This window comes from Eggerthella lenta DSM 2243 (genome assembly GCF_000024265.1).
In the GTDB taxonomy this organism is placed as follows: domain Bacteria; phylum Actinomycetota; class Coriobacteriia; order Coriobacteriales; family Eggerthellaceae; genus Eggerthella; species Eggerthella lenta.
Genome location: NC_013204.1, coordinates 3,603,716 through 3,625,466, shown reverse-complemented (window position 1 = coordinate 3,625,466; position 21,751 = coordinate 3,603,716). Strand labels below are relative to the sequence as shown.

Annotated in this window: 18 protein-coding genes; 5 read left to right on the top strand and 13 right to left on the bottom strand. The window is 60.0% G+C overall.

The annotated features are described in order from the left end of the window. Positions 1-37: 37 nt before the first annotated feature. Complete coding sequence (gene rlmN / locus ELEN_RS15610) at positions 38-1,099, bottom strand: dual-specificity RNA methyltransferase RlmN (protein WP_015761550.1); 1,062 nt, start codon at positions 1,097-1,099, stop codon at positions 38-40. Between the two features lie 41 nt (positions 1,100-1,140). Here rlmN and ELEN_RS15605 point away from each other — a divergent pair, with 41 nt between their 5' ends. Then, a complete protein-coding gene (locus ELEN_RS15605; protein WP_035584523.1) occupies positions 1,141-2,082 on the top strand; it encodes a D-alanine--D-alanine ligase family protein in 942 nt (313 codons plus the stop codon). Positions 2,083-2,134: 52 nt separating this feature from the next. On the opposite strand, the gene ELEN_RS15600 is transcribed toward ELEN_RS15605, so the two are convergent. Then, positions 2,135-2,779, bottom strand: coding sequence for a hypothetical protein (locus tag ELEN_RS15600; protein WP_015761548.1), 645 nt, complete (start codon positions 2,777-2,779; stop codon positions 2,135-2,137). A gap of 82 nt (positions 2,780-2,861) precedes the next feature. On the opposite strand from ELEN_RS15600, the gene ELEN_RS15595 reads away from it, so the two are divergent. The 4 genes from ELEN_RS15595 to ELEN_RS16390 all read left to right on the top strand — a co-directional run bounded on the left by ELEN_RS15595 (position 2,862) and on the right by ELEN_RS16390 (position 10,820). Continuing rightward, positions 2,862-5,873 carry a helicase C-terminal domain-containing protein gene (locus tag ELEN_RS15595; RefSeq protein WP_233946906.1) on the top strand — a complete coding sequence of 1,004 codons (3,012 nt, stop codon included), beginning with the start codon at positions 2,862-2,864 and terminating at the stop codon, positions 5,871-5,873. A 24-nt stretch (positions 5,874-5,897) separates the two neighbouring features. Beyond that, positions 5,898-7,220 (top strand): hypothetical protein, encoded by a 1,323-nt coding sequence (locus ELEN_RS15590; protein WP_015761546.1) that lies wholly within the window; start codon positions 5,898-5,900, stop codon positions 7,218-7,220. Between the two features lie 141 nt (positions 7,221-7,361). Beyond that, the gene (locus tag ELEN_RS15585; protein ID WP_035584529.1) at positions 7,362-10,523 is read left to right on the top strand and encodes a prolipoprotein diacylglyceryl transferase; all 3,162 of its coding nucleotides are present in this window, start codon (positions 7,362-7,364) and stop codon (positions 10,521-10,523) included. A 147-nt stretch (positions 10,524-10,670) separates the two neighbouring features. After that, positions 10,671-10,820: a DUF5679 domain-containing protein gene (locus tag ELEN_RS16390; RefSeq protein ID WP_009305565.1), complete on the top strand. Its 150-nt coding sequence runs from the start codon at positions 10,671-10,673 to the stop codon at positions 10,818-10,820. A gap of 367 nt (positions 10,821-11,187) precedes the next feature. Here ELEN_RS16390 and ELEN_RS15575 read toward each other — a convergent pair whose 3' ends face one another. From ELEN_RS15575 to ELEN_RS15525, 11 genes are all read right to left on the bottom strand, one after another. Beyond that, the gene (locus ELEN_RS15575) at positions 11,188-11,643 is read right to left on the bottom strand and encodes a MarR family winged helix-turn-helix transcriptional regulator (RefSeq protein ID WP_015761544.1); all 456 of its coding nucleotides are present in this window, start codon (positions 11,641-11,643) and stop codon (positions 11,188-11,190) included. A gap of 12 nt (positions 11,644-11,655) precedes the next feature. Next, entirely contained in the window at positions 11,656-11,955 is a 300-nt protein-coding gene (locus ELEN_RS15570) for a ferredoxin family protein (RefSeq protein ID WP_009304366.1), read from the bottom strand. Next, positions 11,952-13,253 (bottom strand): FAD-dependent oxidoreductase, encoded by a 1,302-nt coding sequence (locus tag ELEN_RS15565; protein ID WP_041691685.1) that lies wholly within the window; start codon positions 13,251-13,253, stop codon positions 11,952-11,954. Before ELEN_RS15565 ends, ELEN_RS15570 begins: the two co-directional genes overlap by 4 nt. Before the next feature lie 348 nt (positions 13,254-13,601). Next, the gene (locus tag ELEN_RS15560) at positions 13,602-14,486 is read right to left on the bottom strand and encodes an electron transfer flavoprotein subunit alpha/FixB family protein (RefSeq protein WP_015761542.1); all 885 of its coding nucleotides are present in this window, start codon (positions 14,484-14,486) and stop codon (positions 13,602-13,604) included. A 16-nt stretch (positions 14,487-14,502) separates the two neighbouring features. Beyond that, positions 14,503-15,261 (bottom strand): adenine nucleotide alpha hydrolase family protein, encoded by a 759-nt coding sequence (locus ELEN_RS15555; protein ID WP_015761541.1) that lies wholly within the window; start codon positions 15,259-15,261, stop codon positions 14,503-14,505. Positions 15,262-15,542: 281 nt separating this feature from the next. Further along, entirely contained in the window at positions 15,543-16,082 is a 540-nt protein-coding gene (locus tag ELEN_RS15550) for a MaoC family dehydratase (RefSeq protein WP_009305559.1), read from the bottom strand. 36 nt (positions 16,083-16,118) lie between these two features. Further along, the gene (locus tag ELEN_RS15545; protein ID WP_009305558.1) at positions 16,119-16,580 is read right to left on the bottom strand and encodes a MaoC/PaaZ C-terminal domain-containing protein; all 462 of its coding nucleotides are present in this window, start codon (positions 16,578-16,580) and stop codon (positions 16,119-16,121) included. A 93-nt stretch (positions 16,581-16,673) separates the two neighbouring features. Next, the gene (locus ELEN_RS15540) at positions 16,674-17,918 is read right to left on the bottom strand and encodes a CaiB/BaiF CoA transferase family protein (RefSeq protein ID WP_009305557.1); all 1,245 of its coding nucleotides are present in this window, start codon (positions 17,916-17,918) and stop codon (positions 16,674-16,676) included. Positions 17,919-18,050: 132 nt separating this feature from the next. Next, entirely contained in the window at positions 18,051-18,845 is a 795-nt protein-coding gene (locus ELEN_RS15535) for an enoyl-CoA hydratase/isomerase family protein (protein ID WP_015761540.1), read from the bottom strand. 51 nt (positions 18,846-18,896) lie between these two features. Next, entirely contained in the window at positions 18,897-20,438 is a 1,542-nt protein-coding gene (locus tag ELEN_RS15530) for a class I adenylate-forming enzyme family protein (RefSeq protein WP_015761539.1), read from the bottom strand. A gap of 110 nt (positions 20,439-20,548) precedes the next feature. Next, the gene (locus ELEN_RS15525) at positions 20,549-21,706 is read right to left on the bottom strand and encodes an acyl-CoA dehydrogenase family protein (RefSeq protein WP_009305554.1); all 1,158 of its coding nucleotides are present in this window, start codon (positions 21,704-21,706) and stop codon (positions 20,549-20,551) included. Positions 21,707-21,751 lie beyond the last annotated feature (45 nt).

Below are 21,751 nucleotides of genomic sequence, written 5' to 3'. Positions count from 1 at the left end.
CAACGGTAGGCAACTGAAGTGTTTCACGTGAAACACTTCAGTTGCAAGGCTTGAAGGTGTTTTTCAGTTGGCCACAGGCACCGGAGATATCGGAACCGCGGGAGTCGCGCAGCGTAGCTTCCGTTCCTTTCTTTGAAATTTCGGAAAGCCATAGATTAATCGTTTCAGGCGAGCTCGGTTGGAATTCCGAACCTTCTATTGCATTGATAGGGATGAGATTGACGTGGCATAGAAGATTCGAGCAGAACTTTTGAAGAGCCTTAAGGTCGACAGGTGCGTCGTTCACGCCTTCGATCATGATGTATTCGAGCGTAATCCGGCGGTTTGTCTTCGCCACGTAGTTCTGAAGCGCTTCTTTCAACGAAGGCAATTTGTAGCGAGCAACATTAGGCATAATGAGGTCGCGAATCGGTTGACGCGCTGCATGGAGCGAAACCGCGAGGGTAAATTGCTCGGGTTCCCCAGAGAAGCGTTCCAAACCAGGCAAAATCCCGCAGGTTGAGACGCTGATGTGGCGTGCTCCTATTTCAAGACCTTTCTTGTGGTTAAGGATGCGCAATGCGGCCATGGTGTTGTCATAATTGAGAAACGGTTCTCCTTGACCCATTCCTACGGCGTTCGTGACACGCTTCCCCATGTCTTCTTGGACGATAAGTACTTGGTCGACTATTTCTCCCGGTATGAGATTGCGCGCGAAACCTTCCTGGCCTGTCGCGCAGAACGCGCATGCGATGGGACACCCTGCCTGCGTGGAGAAGCATACGGTCAAGCGATCGCCGTTGCGCGAAGGGATGCCTACGGTCTCTACGCGGATACCGTCGTCGAACTCAACAAGGTATTTCCGCGTCCCGTCTTTCGAAATCTGACGATCGACGACAGTCGGCATCGTGAGTGGAAAACGTTCAGCAAGGGTTGCTCGCAGAGAACCAGGGAGATTCGTCATCTCGTCGTAGCTGGACGCATGTCGTTGGTAGAGCCATTCCTGCAGCTGCTGCGCGCGGAAAGCGGGCTGCCCTAGTTCTTTCATTACTGAAGCGAGTTCGGGCAGCGAATAGGTTTTGATTGATTTATCCATAGCCGCCATTATACATTGTTTCACGTGAAACATCCCTTTGCTATACTGCAACGAACGTATCAAGGATGATGAAAGAAGGATGCATGTCTGAATGCCGCGTGGCGTTGCTCGCCGGAGGAAAGAGCGGGGAACGCGAGGTGTCTCTCGCATCGGCCGAAGGCGCGCGAGAGGCCCTTGAAGAAGCCGGATATACCGTTACGCAGCTCGATCCTGCCGACAAGGAGGATCTGAAACGTTTGATCGACGGTCCTTTCGACGTTGCTTTTCTCTGTTTGCATGGGAAATATGGGGAAGACGGCACCGTGCAGGGTCTTTTGGAAACGATTGGGCTCCCTTATATCGGTAGCGGGGTGTGGTCGAGCGCTTTGGCAATGGATAAAGTGAAGTCGAAGCTGTACTACGAACAAGCCGGCATCCTTACTCCCCCCTCTGTGCCGCTGCAGAAGGGAGATTCTTACGACGTGGATTCTATCGTCGAGAAGCTGGGCACGCATTGTGTGGTGAAACCCGGCACGGAAGGAAGTGCACTGGGGGTGTTCATCGTCGAAGGTGCTGCGGCAATCGGCGAAGCAATCGAGAAGGCGTTCGACATCGATTCAGAGGTTCTTGTTGAACGCTATATAAAAGGTAAGGAGTTGACGGTTGCGGTCATTGGCGACGCAGAAGTCGAAGCGTTGCCTATAATCGAAATCGTTCCTAAAAGCGATTTCTACGATTTCGAGTCGAAATATGCTCCCGGTGGTTCGCAGCACTTGTGTCCCGCGCCGCTGTCGGATGAAACGACGCGGATGGTGCAAGAGCTTGCGGTTCGTGCCCACCGCGCGTTGTCGTGCGAAGGGGTTTCGCGCTCTGATTTCATTTTGGAAGAAGACGGTTCGTGCTGGACGCTGGAGACGAATACCATTCCCGGCATGACGGGAACATCGCTGCTTCCCGATGCCGCGCGTGCGGCGGGCATTTCTTTTCCGGAACTCTGTACGCGGCTTATCGGTTATGCCCTCAGCTAATAAACGGAAGAGTGGAATGTTTCACGTGAAACATTCCACTCTTGAAGAAAGACTAGAACGCGCCGCATGATTTGAGGCTGAAAAGAGCAAGGGCTACGAGCGCCAGCAAGAACAGCCAGCTGACCGCATAGCAGCCCTTGTTTCCTTTGCGCCCCTGCTCGATGAGTTTCTCGGACATTTTACGTCGACTCTTCATGATCACCGTTCCCGCTTCCTTTGGAGGAAATGCTACGGTCTGTTTTGGAGTCCAATTTCCATTGCTGGAGATTACCTGTTCGACACCTTGCTCGCCGAGATCGATTTCCGGTCGCACGCCATCGGAAAGACGCTGCGTCGTTGTAGCTATGAAAGGCTTGAAAGCTTGATCGAGATTGGAATCGTAGCAGATGATGGCGACTTGGCCCCAGTAGTGGCCTGGTTCGGGATGGTCGGTGAACGCGACGAACGACAACAAGGCTTGTAATTTCCACTCGCGTGCGGCGAGAATGCTCAGCTGGCGTGAAAGCTCAGCATCGAGAAATCCGATCAGCGCGCCGAAGCGGTTTTTCATCCAAGCGGTGGACACCCCGTTGTCGGTTTGAAATACGATCTCAAACACGTCGCCTATAGGATTATCGGCTCCGAGCAGGATTGCAGCATCTTTCTTTGAAAGGGTATCGAATCGTGCGTACGTACCGAAGTAACGCTCAGCCTGCATGTTCTCTCCTTCGAGCCGTTCTTTTTGTCAACGTCGGCGTAACAGTTTGTATGATCCCATGATAGATGATAGGCTGGACGGTATGGATAAACAAAATATGCTCTCGCAGGATACCCTGCAAAGTTTCATAAGCGATGGCACTTCCCAGGCCGTCCGCGACCGGTATGCGTCGCTTCCCGAAATCGCAGCGACGATGGATTTCGGCGATCTCGACCATAACGTCGTGGTTCTGGACACCGAGACCACCGGCTTCTCTTTCAACCATGATGAGCTGACGCAGATCGCTGCAGCTCGCATGGAACAAGGCGAAATAGTCGAATGGTTCATCACGTTCGTGAACCCGGGAAAGCCCATTCCGGAAGATGTCGCGCACCTGACCGATATCCACGATAGAGATGTGGCCGATGCTCCGCTTCCCGCCGATGCGCTGGCCAAGCTTGTGGAATTCATTGGCGATGCGAAGGTGGTCGCGCATAACGCAGAGTTCGATCGTACGTTCACCACGCGTCATCCCAGCGGTTATCCCCTGTTGGAGAATACCTGGATCGATTCGCTCGATCTTGCGCGAATCGCGCTTCCCCGCATGAAATCGCATCGCTTGCTCGATCTTGTGCGGGCTTTCGGCGCGCCTTTGTCGACACATCGCGCCGATGCCGACGTCGAGGCAACCTGCGCCATCTTCCGCATCCTGCTTGCAGGAGTCGCCGCGATGCCGCCGGCGCTTGTGTGCGAGATCGCCCATATGGCGACTCCTGACGAGTGGTCGACGAGGATGGTATTCGAGCAGTTCGCCCGAAAGTACGAGGTGGAAGCGAACCAAGATGTTTCACGTGAAACACCAAGTTTGAGTTTCTCTTTGCGCGCCCTTCGTCGTGACCGCTTGGGCAAGCTGGAGCGCACGGCGAAACTGGATGCCGACGATATCGCGGCCGATCCGCAACGCTCGCTTGCGTTCCCTTCAGATGCGGATATCGTTCAAGCCTTCTCGGAAACCGGGCTTGTGGGGTCGTTGTACGAAGAGTTCGAGCCTCGCATAGAGCAGGTCGCTATGGCAGAGGCAGTGAGAAAGGCATTTTCTTCTTCGGAGAACCTGTTGGTCGAAGCGGGAACGGGCGTTGGAAAGTCCATGGCGTACCTGGTTCCCGCCGCGTTGACGGCGCGGGCCAACAACATAGCCGTCGGCGTTGCAACGAAGACTAATACCCTGCTCGATCAGTTGGTTTACCATGAGCTGCCTGCATTGGAAAAAGCGCTTCGGTTGGCCGACCCTGACAGGCCGTCTCTGACGTATGCTCCGCTCAAGGGTTTCTCGCATTATCCTTGTTTGCGTAAGATCGGCCATATCGTCGAGGAAGGCGCGCAGACGAAGCTGTTCGGCAACAAAGAGCAGACCCAGGCTCCCTCCCTTGCCGCCTTGCTGTCGTTTATCGAGCAGACTGAATACGATGACATGGACAGCTTGAAAATCGACTATCGCGTGTTGCCTCGTCGTCTTATCACTACGACGGCGAACGATTGTCTACGACGTAAGTGTCCTTATTTCGGTACTTCATGCTTTGTGCACGGTTCGCGCCGGCGCGCCGAGGCGGCCGATATCGTGGTCACCAACCATAGTTTGCTGTTCTGCGATCTCGTAGCAGATGGTGGATTGCTGCCGCCGATCCGCTATTGGGTGGTGGATGAGGCCCATGGAGCCGAAGCCGAAGCTCGTCGGGCTTTCTCGTTGTCTCTTTCGGCCGAGGACATAACGCGCCTGGCCAACCGTGTCGGTGCCGATGAGGCTTCCCGTAACGTGTTCGTGCGTGCCGAGCGCCGTGTGGTGGTGCCCGGCATGGAAGAGGGTTCTTCGCTGTTCTACGCCCTTACCGGCAAGGCGCGCTCTGCGGGCAAGGCCTACGCTGATGCTGCACGGGAATTCTCCGCTCACCTCAAGGACCTTCTGTTCTTCGATCAGAACAAAAAAGGAAAAGGCTACGAGATCGTCGAGCTGTGGATCAATTCAGATGTGCGTTCCAGCGCAACGTTTGCCCAGGTAGAAAGCTATGGTCGAGCGATGACCGAAGCAGCGGAGAAGCTGGTGCGCGTGTGTCAGGAGCTCGTGGGATATCTGGAAGAGCTCGAAGGCGCGGCAGAGATCCAGCGCGAGATAGCATCGACCGCGATGGAGCTCAAAGACCAGATGAACGCCGCCGACATCATCTTGGACAGGGCTCCGGAAACGTATGCCTATGCGGCCACTTTGAGTCGCAAGAAAGATCGCGTCGCGGAAAAGCTGGAAGCGCTGCTGATCAACGTGGGCGAAGCGATGAACGAGACGTTGTTCGAGCGCACGCACTCGACGGTGTTCGCGTCTGCCACGTTGGCTGTGGACGATAAATTCGACGCATTCGAAAGCGCCCTGGGATTGAACGCTTCGGAGCATTCGACCTGTCAGATGTGCAAGCTGGATTCAAGCTATGATTTCGACGCTCATATGACAGTGTACGTGGCCAGCGATATGCCGGAACCGAACGAAGCCGCGTATCTTGCCGCGCTGCAGCGCCTGCTGGTGGACGTTCACCGTGCGCAGAACGGCTCGATGCTGACCTTGTTCACGAACCGTCGCGAGATGGAGCGTTGCTTTGACGAGGTACAACCCCAACTCAAAGTCGACGACCTGCGCGTCGTGTGTCAAAAATGGGGTGTGTCGGTAAAAGGTTTGCGCGATGATTTTCTGGCGGACGAGCATCTTTCGCTCTTCGCGCTCAAAAGCTTTTGGGAGGGATTCGATGCTCCGGGCGCTACGCTCAAAGGGGTCGTCATTCCCAAGCTGCCCTTCGCGAAGCCGACCGATCCTTTGTCGTGCGAACGGGCGGCTCGCGACGATCAGGCGTGGAGGCGCTACGTGCTACCCGCCGCCGTTCTTGAGACGAAACAGGCTGCTGGTCGACTTATCAGGAAGGCCGATGATACGGGCGTGCTTATTCTCGCCGATCGTCGCTTGTTGACGAAAAGCTACGGCAAAGCGTTCCTTAATTCCCTTCCGAGCAGGACCATCAAGGTGATGACGGCGGCTGAGATTGTAGCCGATCTCGAGCGCTCCAACAACGGGTAACGCAAGGCGATCCGGCTGGTACGAATGGGTAAGAGGGAAGACAAGATAACGCGTGCCGCGCATATCAAAAGGCATACGCGCGGCACGTCGAACGAGATATCGTTCAGCGTGCTCGACGCGGCTAAGAACGCGCTGGAAGGCGATGACGACGGCCTGAAGCACAGGCCAGGCCGCATCTCGCTCTTCACTCTTCCGGGCAAGCGGAAAAAGCCTGCTCCCACGCCGACCAAGGAACGTGGATTACCGCTTTCAACTGGCGGTTTCGTGTCGGTTGATGATAGTGGACCGACGTCGAAGCTTGGAATGATTGCTCCGCCGTCGCGTTCGTCCGGCTCGACGGAGAAAAACCCTTCCACGACCCTAGCGGTTGCCCCTGTCAAACCAAAACGCTCTCCCGAAGAAGAGATAGCTCTCCGCAAAGCGCGGCGTCGTCTGAGCAAATGGCTTGCGATTGCGGTGGTCGTGGTGGTGAGCGCCGGCCTGTTGAGTGCGGGAGGCGTGTACCTCTATCGCGATTATCAAACCCAACAAGGACACGTTGCGGTACTTGACGATGCGTTGCTGCTCGTCAAAGAGGCTGACGAGACCATAGAAAAGCTCGATGAGGTAGTGAAGAATCCTTTTGCTGATGGAAGCGATGAGCAGCGTGTTGATATTCAAGCGCAGCTCGAGGATGTCGAAGGAAAGCTGCAGGATGCTGATGAAAAAGCGCGCACTGTCTCGCTGGAGCTGAACGGTGCTCGCGAGAAGGAGGCTGCGAACCAAACGGTAGCGGCGATCGCAGCGCGCTACACGCTTGTCGAACAGGGCCAGCTTCTCATGAACGCCGCGACGGAGGCTCAGCTCGCCGCCGAGCAGGTGGATCGTGCTTGGAAAACCGTTTTGAAAGGCGACGATTTGGCGCGCCAGGCCGCTCAGCTGGTCACCGAGACGACGGCTGAAAACGTCGAGGCGTCTAAGAACAAGACGAAAGAAGCGCTGGCTGCCTTCGATGAGGCTTATCAGGCTTTTTCGGACGTTCAATCGACGTATGCGTCGGCTGATTTCTCGCAGTACTTCGATTATATTGGCAAGCGTCAGGAATCGCTTGGTTACGCCATCGCGTCGGACGATGCGATTCTGGCAAAGAACAAGGAAGAAGCCACGGCTCAGAACAATGCTTACAACATCGCCGATGCCGAAGCGGCGGTGCTTGCGAAATCGCTTCCCGAAGATCCTGCAGTCATCATCGACGAAGCCTTCGCAGAAGCCACGGCGGATGTTGCAAAGGCCTATTCAACAGCACGTTTACAAGCGCGCAGCGCAGACGCTTTTATTAGTGATTATTTGGGTGCGGAGAGCAAATAGCGTATACTTGCATTATGTGTGCCTTGTAGAATCATCAACGAAAGGCAAAAGAGTATGCCGGACATACTAGATCACGTCGCATATCTATCACAGGAAATCGGACCTCGTCCTGCGGGGACTGAAGAAGAGCAGCAAGCGGCGTTGTACATTACCGAGCAGATGCAGAAGGATGCGGGTCTTTCCGCAATCATAGAAGATTTCAGCGGAGCTCCCGGAGCCGAAGCCCCGCGCGTTATCTGCTGCGCGGCTACGCTGGTAGTCACTATTCTTGCACTGTTTTTGCCAGCGGCGGGTGTAGTGTCCATCGTGGTCACGCTGTTAGCGGCTCTCCTGTTCGCCGCCGAGGTGTTCAACCGACCCGTGCTGTCCCGCGCTTTCGCACGAGGTGTCAGCCAGAATGTCGTGGCGAAGTACGAGCCCGGCTACTCGGCCGAAACGGGCGGATCGCGTCGGCGCAAGGTGATCGTGGTATCGCGCTACGACAGCGGCAAGGTGAACGCCGAGCTCAACGGCCCGCTGCTCTCGATTCTTCCCATCCTGCAATGGGCTACGTTCGGCGCCATGGTATTCCTGCCAGTGCTGCTGATCGTTCGTAACGTGGTATTCCTCAACGCCGAAGGCGCTACCGCCATCGTGTTGAACGTACTGGCGTGCATCGCGCTGGTTCTGGTTGCTTTGCCCCTGGTGTTCGCACTGCTGCACAAGCTGGCTTCGTATAACGAAGGAGCGAACTGCAACGCCGCGGGCACGGCTGTGATGCTGGAAGTCGCACGCCGTGTAGGCCGAGGCCGTGTGAGCGAAGCCGAGCTGGCCGCGAACGCCGATGCTGCGATCCACGGAGAAGATGCGGCGCGCAAGGCGGGGTTGGTTCCTGAAGGCGCGCAGCTGGTGTACGAAGCCGCTAACGTGAAGCCTCCTGCGCCTGCTCCGCAGACTCCCGAAGCACGCCTGGCTGCAGCGAAAGCCGCCATCGCCGCGCTGTCAGGCAAGCCCGTTTCAGGGGTTACAGCGTCGGATATCGCTCAGAACCTCGTCCAGATCAAAGAACCCCCGTTGCCTGCGGCTACTGACGAAGGCTATCGAGAGCTGCGCGACGAGACGCGCGAAGCGTTGTCCAGCATTCCCGAGGATACCATGCAGGAGGCTCTGGCGAACGCCGAGGCTGCAGCTGCCGAGGAAGCTCGTCGCGCCGCCGAGGAGGCGGCCGCCATTGCGGCGGCAACGGCCGGCATGGCGGCATCGTCGTACGATGCCGTGAGCCAGGCGGGCGGAACGAGCAACGGGGTTCCGGACTGGTTCAAGAAAGCTCAGGAGAAGGCGAAGAAGCCCCGTAACGCAGACAAGCCGGTGCAACGCTCTCGTTTCGCAAGCGCTCTTGATGCAGCCGACAGCGAAAGCGCCGGAAGTTTCGCCGAGGCGAGCAAGCCCTCGGATCATGGAACGGCGGATGTATCCGATTCCGGTAGCAACGATTCTCTTGATGTGCAGGCTCCCCAATGGCACATGACGGAAGCAAGCGCTGCGGACGGTTCGCAGCGTCTCTCTGACGATGGCGATTACGAGGTCCCGTCCGGCGAGGAGGGCTTGCAAGCTCCGTCGAGCGCCGCGCACGAGGCTGCCGTCGAGGATGCTCAAGGCGATCCGTTCTCGACAACCGCCATGCCGCCTATTGACGTAAGCGGGCTTCGTCCGGATGACATGCCGCCCATCAGCGATGTTCCCATGCCCTCGTTCCTGGATCCGCGCAAGGTGCAAGAAGAAGCCCGCGCTGCTCAAGCCGACATGCAGCGCTCTGGCAACCGAGTGGACGTGACGGGCGCCCCCATCGGCGCAAGCGGACGAATCGACGTCGACATCGAAAGCTACGAGGTTTCCACCGAGGAAGCCGTCCCTCAGGCCGAAACGTCTGCCCATCGGCCTATCGTGTTGCCTGATATAGGAGTTTCGGCTACGAATCTGCCTCCCATATCAGAGCTGCCGAAGCAACGTGCTCCGTTGGCAGATGTTGAGACGTCTGGTAAATCTGCCGCGAAGAGCCTGCTGAGCATGCTTCCCTCCATCGACGTGAGCGGCGATTCGACGGAAAGCGCATCGGGGGAAAACGCTTCGAACGCGAGCGGCGATTCGGTTGAGAAGAAGCATTCGCTCCGCTCGATGCTGCCATCGCTTTCGGGTTCGATCAGCCGCGCCGATGCGTCAGAGGGCAAAACTTCGAACGTCAGCGCAGCGGGCGCGTTCGTTCCTGCGGGAGCAACGGGCACGTTCGCGCCTATTGGCGATGAGCTGCTGGATAATGTCGACCCTGAAGATATCTACATCGACGATGCTGATGATTCCGCGTACGAGCAGAACTTCACCGAGTCGGGAGCCTTCGCCGGCCCCGGGTACGTGGAAATGCCCAAATCGCGCGTTCATCGTCTGTTCGACCGTCTGCGCCGTAAGAGCAAAGACCAAGAGCCTTCGCCTCAGGAGTGGCTTGAAGTGGATGAGTCTTTCGATGCTCGCACGGTGGGAGCTGAGCGCGGCGGCTGGGAAAGCTTCCGAGAGGATGAGGGAGTCGTCGATCCCGGTGCGACAACACAATTGGATCCCTACAACGCGGGCTACGAGAACGGCCAGTACGATACGATCGAAGAAGACGGATTCGACGGCTCTTACGACTATGAGGGCGTTGACGAATACGATGACGGATACGGGCCTGACGAGCGTCGTCCTTGGCATGGCGGAGCTTTCTCGCCCCGTCGTATGGAGAAGGCCGAACTCGACCTCAACAGCGCTTCGAACGAATCGTCTGAATCCCTCGATTTCGATGATCCCGACGTTCCTGCCGAGCTCAAGCAGATATACCAGTTCCGCAACCCCGACATCAACACGGAAGTGTGGTTCGTCGCGCTGGGTTCGGAGCTCGCTCAAAACGGCGGTATGCGCGCATTCATCACCGAACATCAGCAGGAGCTACGCGGCTCTATCATCATCGATCTCGACGGCTTGGGTGCTGGCGACCTCTGCATGATCGAGCAGGAGGGCATGTACCGGACGGTGAAGACGTCTTCGCGTATGAAGCGTTACATCAAGAAGGCTTCGCAAGCCACCGGTTTGAACGTGGGCGGCGCGCAGATCAAATGGAAGGACAGCGCTGCTTCCTACGCCATCAAACAAGGGTACCAGGCAATGCATCTGGTAGGCATGAACGGAGCGAAACCGGCGTTCTTTGCGCAAGGCGATGATGTGTTGGAAAACGTTGACGAGCAAACGCTTGAAACGAATGCCGACTTTGTTATGGAGTTGTTGAAGAATATATAGGTGCCCCTATCCGTCCTCGGTGGGCGTTTTTCAGCCTGCCTTATAATACGGGTTTGTATGCGCTGGTTATTGCCAGGGTATGCCACGAAAAGGTGCGGGATGAAAGCGTCCTGCTCAAGTACAGAACAGAGAGGTGTTTTTGCAGCCATGGCTATTGAAGCTTATTGCGTGAAATGCAAGGCCAAGAAAGAGATGAAGGATCCCGTTGAGAGCCTGACGAAGAACGGCAAGCCTATCACGAAGGGCAAGTGCCCCGACTGCGGTACCACGATTTGCCGTATCGGCGCTGCGAAATAACCTCGCTCTCACTGATGATGAAAAGGACGGCCTTGGCCGTCCTTTTTTGCATTATGAAGGTGTTTCACGTGAAACAATCAATGAGGATAGTAAGGGCGAGGAACGATCGAGGCAGATGAGAGGTCGGGTTCGGTCTTCGACGGGCGATAACGGATGCTCTATCCGTATCAACATGTTTCACGTGAAACACTTGTCGCATTGTTGTGAGACTTTACGATTTATGTTTCACGTGAAACAATCGGCGCTCGCTATTTTCGACAGCTTCCTCGGAGCTGCGTTCGTCCGCTTGACGCATGAAGCATGAAGCGCAGACGAACGTAGCTCCGAGGTTTTCTTTCCCGCTAGATGGGAAAGGACGCGTCTTTTCCTACGATGGGGTTTCGCACGAAGGACAGCAGCTCGACAGATAGTCGGTTGCGTCCTGAAAAGTATTCAAAAGACCGTCGAGGTCGTCGTATCCCAAATGTTTGCCGAGCCCGTCGAAGAACCGATCAAGCGTCTGCTCGGTCTCTTTTGCCGTGCGCGCTCCCAAGTAGGTAAGGCTCAGTGATAGGCTGCGCGCATCCTCGGTGGTGCGGTGCCGTTCGATGAAGCCGCGATTCTCCAGGTTTCTCAACACGCGCGATAATGTGCTGGGCTGCAAGTTCAGCTGCTTCGCAAGCGCGCCGGGGCGCAACGATTGCTGAGCCGCGCCCAGTTCCAGCAGAACGCGGGCTTCATCATGGGTGATGCTGACGTGCGTGCTGAGGAACAGCGCGCATGCGCGATCAAGCTCCGTCGCCAGATGTAGGAGATGGCGGATGGTACTGTACGTTTCGCGCATGCTGCTCTCCTCCTACCCGAACCGGTACTCCACGCCCATCGTGGGCCGGGGGTTCTCCCACTTCTTGACGATGGTGCCCTCGCAGGCGATACGGCAGGTGCCGCACTCCAGGCAGCCCGCGTAGTCGAAGGACTTCTTGCCGTCCTCGTCGATCTTGTAGAGCGCCGCCGGGCACACGCGCACGAGCTTCAGGAACTCCTCGATGTCGGGGTCGTCCACGAGCTCGATGTGCGCGCTCTCCTCGTCCACCTCGTACTTGTCGAGCGCCAGGTACTCGTCGACGTTGACCGTGATCTCCTTGACCTCGCTCACAGCGACTTCACCGCCTTCCGAACCTCGCCGGCCAGCTTGAACAGGCCGCGCTGCTTGACTATGGGCATCATGCGCTTCATCAGCGGCTTCTGGGGCTTCCCGTCCACGCTGAACATGGCGTTGAAGACGTCGCGCGCCATGGCCGGGTACTCGGTGAACATGCGGTCCCAGCCCTCCATGACGTGCGGCCACTTGGAGAAGGTGCGCAGGTCCTGGATGACGAAGGAGCCCTCCATCGCCTCCTTGTAGGAGGACAGGCCCGCTGCCGACGTGTCGCCCGCGTCGAGCGCGCGCACGGCCGCCTGGCCCGCCATCTGGCCGGAGGCCACGGCGAAGTCCATGCCTCGCACCTGGTAGCCCATGTTCATGCACAGGCCCGCCGACTCGCCGGCCACCAGGCAGCCGTCGAACACGTACTTCGGGACCATGCCGTAGCCGCCCTCGGGCACCATGTGGCCGGAGTGCTCGACGAGCTTCGCGCCGCGGATGACGGGCGCCACGGCCGGGTGGTTCTTGAAGTCCTCGAGCATCTGGTACACCGGCGTCTCGTTCGCGCCGTCGGCGGCCAGCGAGATGGTGGCCACGAGGCCGAGCGAGATGGAGTCCCTGTTCGTGTACAGGAAGCCTCCGCCGACGTTTCCGTGCGTGCAGTCGCCGACGAACAGCATCGCCGCGCCCTCGCCCTCGGGCACGAGGAAGCGGTCCTCGATCTGGGAGGCCGGCAGCTCGAACACCTGCTTGATCCCGACCGCCATCTGGGAGGGCTTCGGGCGGGGGTTGCCCAGGCTGCGCTCGCAGAGCAGGCTGTTCACGCCCTCGGCGACGATCGTCGCCTCGGCGGTGATCTCGTCCTCGCCGGCGCGCACGCCGACGACCCTGCCGGACCCGTCCTTCAGGAGCTCCTCGACGGCGATGCCGCAGATGTACTCGGCGCCGGCGTCCTCGGCCTTGGAGGCCAGCCACTGGTCGAAGGGCGCGCGCAGGACCGAGTAGGAGTCCTTGCCCTCCTCGGCGAGCTCGGGGCTCGTGAAGTCGACCGCCGTCTGCGAGGCCGGGTCCATGAGCGCGATGCGCTCGTGGGTGATCTTGCGCTCGAGCGGCGCCTCGGACTCGAAGTCCGGGAACACCTTCTTCAGCGAGTGCGAGTAGATGCGCCCGCCGGTCATGTTCTTCGCGCCGGCGAAGTTGCCGCGCTCGACCACGAGGGTCGACTTGCCGGCCTTCGCGAGCTCGTAGGCCGCCACGGCGCCCGCGCACCCGGAGCCCACGACGATCGCGTCGAAATCGGTCTCAGCCACGTTCCTCTCCTCTCTCTTCCTTCTCTTTTTTCCAATACGGTAAGGGCGCCCTGCCCCCCCCCGCATCACGGAGGCGAAAGCGGCCACCCGAAGGGGGGCCGCCTCTCTCCAGGGCATCCCTCAAGTTCTCCAAAGCCGTCCCACCGTCCAAGGCGGGCGGCAGCGACGTGAATCGAAGGGAGGGTGCCCGGCGTGCCCACCAAGCGAGTTTCCCCTTCGGGGACTTGCTCCGCTTCGCTCCGCGGCGCCGCACCCATCGAGCCGGACAGTCCAGTGGACTGTCCGTGCGAGCCAGGACTGCCGAGCGACTGGGCATGCCGGGTACCCTCCCGGTCAGGTCGAGAAGGCCTACAGAGCCGCCGCCAGCTTCGGCAGGACGTCCTTCAGGTCGCCCACGAGGCCGTAGTCGCACTGCTTGAAGATAGGGGCGTTCTTGTCCTTGTTCACGGCGAACATCGTGCCCGCGCGGTTCACGCCCACCATGTGCTGCATCTGGCCGGAGATGCCGATGCCCAGGTACACCTTCGGCGCCAGCATCATGCCGGACACGCCGATGTAGGCCTCTCGCGGCATCCAGTCCACGCCTTCGGCCAGCGGACGCGAGCAACCGCACTCGCCGCCCAGCTTCGCGGCCACGTCGCGCATGAGCTGCAGGTCGGCTTCTTCGGCGAACCCGCGGCCTCCGGCCACCACCACGCCGGCTGCTGCGAGGTCCACGTCGCTCTTCGGCAGATCCTTCGTTCCCGTCACGCGCAGGGCGCGAGCCGGGGCGGCGAAGGGGGCTTCCTCGACGGCGTCGGTGCCCGAAGCGGAGGCCTCGTCGAACACGCCGGCACCCACCGTGTAGATGGCCGTGCCGTTGGCCTTGCTCTTGCGCTGGCCCACGCCGCCGAAGTACATGGTGGTGGCCAGGTCGCCTTCGAACTCGATGACGTCGGTGATGGCCGCCGTGCCCAGATGGGCGGCCAGCCTGCCGGCCAGAACCTTCATGGAACGGGTGGGCTCGACCAGGACGATGCCCGGAGCCTCGGCGTCCACGACGGAGTTCACGCTGGCGTACGCGTCGTCGATGGCGTTTCCGGAGGGAACGTCGATATGCACGGCCTTGTCGGCCACGCCGGTCAGAGCCTCGACGCCGGGGGCGATCAGCACCACTTCGTCGGCCATGCCGCGGGCGCCGGCGCACAGGGCGCGGGCGGCGGCGGAGGTTTCAGCGATAACGCATGCTTTCATGTCCACATCACCTTTCCTACAGGGCCGCTTTGAGGGCGGCCGCGAATTTCTCCAGATCGCCGTCGACCGAGGCGTCCAGCATTTCCATCTTGCGCTCGGCCTGCTGCGGCGCCTTGGTCTCCACGACGTCGACGACCGCGGCCTCCACATCGGAAGCGGCGTTCACGGAGGACGGCTTCTTGCCGGCGGCGAGGATGTCCTTCATGCCGGGGATGCGGGGCAGCGCGATGTCGGGGACCACGCTGATCACGGCGGGCAAGTCCACCTGCACGGTCTGCAACTGGGTCTCCAGCATGCGGTCGCACGTGGCGACGGCGCCCTCCACCGACACGGCGGACACGGCGGTGACCACGGGCAGGCCCAGCGCATCGGCCAGCTGCACGTCCACCTGCTGCGCGTAGTTGTCGGCGGAGCCGTCGCCGCACACGATGAGGTCGGCGGCGTCCAGCCCGTCTACAAGGCGCGCCAGCATGGCGGCCGTCGCGTGGGCGTCGAGGTCGGCGCAGGCGTCGTCGGCGATCATGACCAGCTCGTCCACGCCGCGGGCGAGAATGCCCTTCTTCAGCTTGGAGTCGTCGGCCTTCGCGTCGGCGACCGACACGCAGACGACTTTCGAGTCCGCGTGGGCGGAGGCGAGCTGCACGGCGGCCTCGATGGCGTTCAGGTCGTACGTGGACACGATGCGATGGGCTTTCGAGTCGTCCAGACTCCGGTCGGCGGCTACGACGATGTCCTGATCGTCGGCCAGCACCTTGATAGGAACAATGATGTTCATGGATGCCTTTCCTTTCTTCTCCTATCGTCCTGCCGTTCTGCGGCATGGACATGCCGGGCAAACTGCTTGCCTGTCGTTCCGAGCGTAAGCCGAAGTCGAAAGATCCCGTGCTGCGTTAACAGGGAGTGCTGCGGCTGGCGCCGCACGGGATCTTTCGACTTCGCGCCTGCGGTGCTTCTCTCAGGATGACAAGGGTCAGTTCCCGTTTGACCGGCATGTCCATGCCCGCGGGCGTTGCCGCGACCCTCCCTCCAAGGCCGCGGCAACGGGCGAGCGGGGTGCTACTGCTGCGCCTTGGCGGCGGCAGCTTCGAACTGCTTCTCGAAGAAGATCTTCTTGGCTACGACGAGGTGGTACTCGCCGGTCTGCAGCACGTCGCCGTTCTGGTCGATCATCGACATCTGGATGATGATGACGCCGCGCTCGGGCTTGTTGTCGTCTTTCGCGACGATCTCGGACGTGGTGTACACGGTGTCGCCCACGGCCGGCATCTTCAAGAACTTCCAGTTCTTCGTGCCCTTGGTCGCAAGAATGGAGTTGTTCATCTTCGCCATCATGGGATCGGACGGGTTGATGGACGGCGTGAACGTATAGATCAGCATGTGCTGAGCCAGCACGGAGTCATGGCCGTGGGCCTTGCAATACTCGAGATCCATGTGGATGGGCGCCCATTCGCCGGAGATGCCGGCGAAGTTGAGGATGTCGGCTTCGGTGATGGTGCGGCCCGTGGTGGCCGGGGTCGCATGGTTCAGCGGCACGTCCTCGAAGAACCAGGTGTCCTTGAACTTCTTGTCGAAAGCAGCTTGCAGTTGCTCGTTCATGTTGAATTCCTCCTTCAGGATGATGGCGGGCGAGGGCTAGTTCTTCTTGGCGATGTTGTAGTAGCGCACGTTGTCCAGAACCAGCGTGCCGTCCTGGTCGATACCATGCACGGCCAGCTCGATGGTGCCCGTGCCGTCGCCGTTGTCCGTCTTGTCCGTGATCTCGCACTCCAGGTGGATGGTGCTGTTGAACTTCACCGGGGCCATGAACTTCACGTGCTTGAAGCCCGTGAGGTCTCCCAGCGTCTCGGCCGTGGCCGACCAGAACTCGGTGCGCTTCAACATGCCGCCGGCCAGCGTCAGCGTAAGGGCGCCGTGGGCGATGTTCTCGCCGTACATGCCGGTCTTCGCGAACTCGTGGTCCAGATGAACCAGGTTGTAGTCGCCTGTGATCTGCGCGAAGTTCACCACTTCGGCGTTCGTGATGGTGCGGCCGCCGGGGGACTGGAACTTGTAGCCGACCTCGACGTCTTCGAAATACAAAGGTGCTTGCAGCATTCTGACTCCTCCTCAGTTGGTTGCGCTTCTTGTTCCGATGCGCGGGTCGCGCGCGATGCTCCGTGCGACCCGCGAAATCGTTTCGTGATGCAGTTAGAACTTGATGACGTACATGGAGCGATCCCAGGTGTCGCCCAGGCCGACGACCTTCTCCTCGGCCATCTTCTTGATCTCCTCGTCGGTGTAGCCGCATTCCTTCAGCACGACCTCGGTGTCGGCACCCACGGTGGGAGCAACGACCGGGTCGGGAGCGCCGGCCTCGCGGAAGTAGACCGGGGTGCGCGGCATCTTGATGACCTCGCCGCTGGGCATCTCGACTTCCTTCATAAGGTTGCCGGTCAGCACCGCGGGATCGTCGGCGACTTCGCTGAACTTCAGGCAGATGTCGTTGGGGATGTCTTCCTCGGTGAGGATGTCGCTCCACTCTTGCACGGTCTTGGTAGCGAACAACTCGTCCAGCATGGGGATGATCTCGTTGGACTTGGCCAGCGCGGTCATGTAGTCGGGGTACTTCGTCACCAGCTCGGGGTCGAGGCCCAGGCGCGCCACGAAGCGCGGCCAGTCCTTATGCCACTGCAGGCCGGCAACCATGATCCAGCGGTCGTCCGAGCCGCGGTACATGCAGGAGAACGGAAGGACGTTCTCGCGGCCCTTCGGCCACAGGTTGTTGTAGGGCTTCTGGCCGGAGAGGATGGGCACCATCGCGCTCATCATGCCGGAGCCGTACAGGCTGCACGACACCTGGTCGCCCAGGCCCGTGCGCAGGCGGTTGATGTACGCGGCCATGATGCCGATGGACAGGTACAGGCCCGTGGGGATGTCGCCCTGCGCCTGGTAGGGCATGTAGGGATGCGCGCCCTCGGGAACCACGTCGGTGGTGAGTCCCGTGCGCGTGGCGTAGGCGATCATGTCGAAGCCGCCGCGGCTGGCCAGCGGGCCCGTGCTGCCGTAGCCGGTGGTGTTGGCATAGATCAGCGCCGGGAACTTCGCATGCAGCGTATCCCAGTCGATGCCCAGCTTGACCATATCCTTCTCGCGCATGTGGCAGATGAAGATGTCGGCCGTCTCCAGCAGCTTCCACAGCACGCCCATGCCCTCCGCCGTGCGCGTGTTCACCGCGATGTGGCGCTTGTTGCCGTTGATGGCGTCGTACAGCGGGGCGTCGCCGTTGTAGATGTTCTGCGTCATGCCCGAGCCGCGGATGCCGTCGCCGGTCAGCGGTTCGATGCGAACGACGTCCGCACCGTATTCGGCCAGGATCTCGGCGGCCATCGGTGCCGCGACGAACGCGGACATGTCGACGACTTTGACGCCATCAAGAAGCTTCAAATCAGACATTGCTCGTTCCTTTCACTCGCTGCGGCCTCATGCGCGCAGCTGTTTCAAAATCATGTTTCGCGGAGCGCGGGGCTCCGCCGGGGCGGGCATGTCGTTGCGGCCTTCCCGCCCTTTGCGGATGAGCCGCGTTTCCTACTTGCCCTGGAAGGGACGCGTGGGGCGCTTCTCCAGGAATGCCGACATCGCTTCCTTCTGATCCTCGGTGCTGTACAAGTGGGCGAACAAGGCCGATTCGAACAGCAGCGCGCGGTCGAGATCCATCTGCATGCCCTCGTTCACGGCCCACTTCACGTACTCGAGCGCCAGCGGCGGCTTCGCGGCCATCTCCTTGGCCATGTTCACGGCTGCGTCAAGCAGCTCCTCGGCCGGGAACACCATGTCCACCAGGCCCATGGCCAGCGCAGCCTCGCCCTTGTAGTGGTTGCCCGTCATCATGAGCAGCTTCGCACGGCTGGGGCCGATGAGGCGGGGCAGGCGCTGGGTGCCGCCAGAGCCCGGGATGACGCCCATGTTCACTTCGGTCAGGCCGATGCGTGCGCGCTCGGAAGCGAGGCGAATGTCGCACGCGAGCGCCATCTCGAAGCCGCCGCCCAGGCAGAAGCCGTTGATAGCGGCGATGACGGGAATGCGGCACTTCTCGATGCGGGTGTTCAGGCGGTTGCCCTCGATGCCGCCATGGTACGAGCCCACGACGTCCATCTGGATCTCGCCCTCGATGTCGCCACCGGCGCAGAAGGCCTTGCCGTCGCCGCCGGTCAGCACGATGACGCGGACCTCGGGATCCTCCTCGTACGCGTCGAACAGGTAGTACAGGTCGTCCATGATGTCCTGATTGATGGCGTTCAGCTTCTCAGGCCGGTTCAGCGTGATGATGCCCACGCCGTCGCGCTTTTCGGCCAAGGTCGCCTTCAGCTCTCGTTCTGCCATAATGAAACTCCCTTTCTTTAATCTTCGCGATGCGACTCTTGCATCGCTTTCTCACGCTTTCGTTCCGGGTTCGCGTTCGGATAAGCTGGACACACGTTGCTCTATCAGTTCGCGTCTCCGGATTTTCCCCATTTCGTTGCGAGGCATGTCCTGTACGATTTCGTAGGTCTTCGGGCATTTGTATCCGCTCAGCTTGGTGTGGAGGAATTCTTTGAGACCATCCGTCGAAAACTCGCTTTCCGCGCCTTCGATCTCGAGAATCGCATGCACCCTAAGACCCCATTGCTGGTCGGGAATGCCTATAACCACAGCGTCGGAGATACCGGGATAGTCGAAAATGGCGTTCTCCACCTCGGCGGTGTACACGTTCTTCCCGCCGGTCACGATCATGTCCGAACGACGGTCGGAGATGTACAGGAAGCCTTCCTCGTCGAGCCAACCGAGGTCGCCGACGCTGAAGAACCCGTCTTCCTCGGATTTGATGGATTGCGGCCCCACGTACTTTGCGGAAAGCCCCATAGCCGGCTTGCCGAATATCTCGCCTACTTCGCCGCAGGGAAGCGCCCGACCCTCCTCGTCGCGTATCTGCAGCTCGCAACCGAAGGGGCGTCCCACGCTGCCGCGGTGCTGCAGCCATTCTTCGCCTCGTATGAACGTGCTTGCGATCATCTCGGTCTCGCCGTACATCTCGTACACTTTTCTCGCGCCGACGCGCTCGATCCAGGCAAGCTTTACTTTGTCGGGGCAGGGGCCGCCGCTGTGGAACACGGCCTCCAGGCTTTCCAGGTTTCTGGTTTGGAAGGAAGGATGGCGCATCATCCTGTCCATCATCGTGGGAGCCAAGCCTATGAATTGAATCCCATGCTTTTCGATGAGCTCGAGCGCCTGTCCTTCGTCGAAGCGTTCCATGAGGTACACGGTCTGCCCGAAGAACAGTCCGATGTACGTGGCATTGCTGTACAGGTTGTGAAACAGGGAACCGGGGATAAGCTGTTTCGACCAAGGGGTCTGCCCCGTCATCGCCGTCCAAGCCGACAGATCCATCTCGCAGTAGGCCGGCCTGACTTTTTGCACGACGAGCTTGGGTTTTCCCGACGACCCTCCCGTCGGGATAGCCCGCGAGGGCTCGCAGGCGAAGAACGGCAGGATCTCGGCTCCATGGGGGAACTCTCCTCGGATCCAGTTCCGCACGTCTTGCTGCGATATGCAATCCTCGTCGTCGCAATCCCATGTCGATATCAGCAGCTTGCGCTCGAACAGCGCGTGTATATGGTTGCGTTCTTCATCGGTTCCCTTGGGGGACATGAATACGCAACACGCTCCCAGCTGCCAGGCGGCAAGCGTCGCAACGACGTTCTCGTAACCGTTGGGAAGGGCTATGACGACGTAATCTCCCTGTTGAACGTTTCGATCATTGAGATGGCAGGCGACCTTCTCGATCGCCTCGAACAGCTCTCGACGAGACAACGCCCGTTCCGATCCGTCGCGGGAGACATCGACGAGAGCCGTCTCGTCCCCCCACTTTTCGGCAAGCTGTTGAAGCTGTTTCGAAAAAGCAACCCTGTCAATCGGTATGCCGTCACATCGATCCATCGCGTTACTCACCTCCTTCTGCAGCAGCAAGCGCTGCCCGTTTCCTCATGTGCGTTGAACGGGGCGGACGCGAGGCTTTCGTCAGCCCGCCCCTTGCTCGTTCTGTCGTCTTACCGGTAGCGCTTGAGGATCTGCGGAGCGGTGTTGAACACCATGACCTGGTCGGAACCGCCGGCAATGCGGGCGCTGCGGATGTCGATGTAGTAACGGCCCACACGATGGTCGCCCACCACGCCGATACCTGCCAGCACCTGGATGGCGTCGTCAACCACTTCGCAGGTGGCCTTGGAGCAGTAGTACTTGGCCATGCCGGCGAGGATGCGCACGTCCTGGCCCTGATCGGCCTGCCAGCACAGCTTGTACAGCATGTTCATCATGTTCTCGATCTTGCAGGACATTTCCATGATCATCTCCTGCACCAGCTCGAAGCGACCGATCTGCTGGCCGAACTGCTCGCGCTGGTTGGCGTAGGCGCAGGCATCCTCGAACGCATTGACCGCCGTGGCGATGACGCCGGACACGTTGGCGATGCGCTCGCGGGTGAAGTTCGCCATGGTCTGCATGAAGCCGTTGTGCTCGACGCCCAGGATAGCCGATCGGGGCACGCGCACGTCGTTCAGGAACACCTCGCAGATGCTGGTGGGGGCGTTCTCGTGGCCCATCTTGGGAAGCTTGTTGATAGTCACACCGGGGGTGTCGCGATCGACCAAGAACATCGTCGCACCGCGATGGACGTTGTCAACCGTCGGATCCTTGGCGATGACGATGATGGCCGGAGCTTCCATGCCGCAGGTGGTGTAGTGCTTGCCGCCGTTGATGACCGCGGTGTCGCCGTCCCACGCGTAGGACGTCTGCATGCCGGCCACGTCGGAGCCGGTGGAGGGCTCGGAGATGCCCAGGGCCAGCGGCGCCCCGCCCGCGATGTAAGGCTTCACGTACTTCTCGATCTGCTCGGGCGTGCCGAACTCGCACACGTCGTACATCGTGGGCATGCCCATGGAGTAGAACGCGGCAAGCGGGCCGCCGTAGCGGGAGATGGTGAAGTTGGCCAGGGCCACCGTCATGAGGTCGACGTCGGTGCCGCCCACTTCTTCAGGCAGGCCCAAGCCCGTGAAGCCGGCCTCGGCCATGGCCTTCCAAGCATCCCAGGGGAACTCGCCGTTGCGATAGCATTCGCGCTCCTTTTCGGCCGGCATCTCGCGCTCGAGAAGCTCTTTGATGCTTTCGATGAGCAGTTCCTGTTCCTCGGTCTTAGAGAAATCGATCATTTCTGTGCCTCCTTGGCGGTTGTTTTGCGCGGATCGCGGATCACC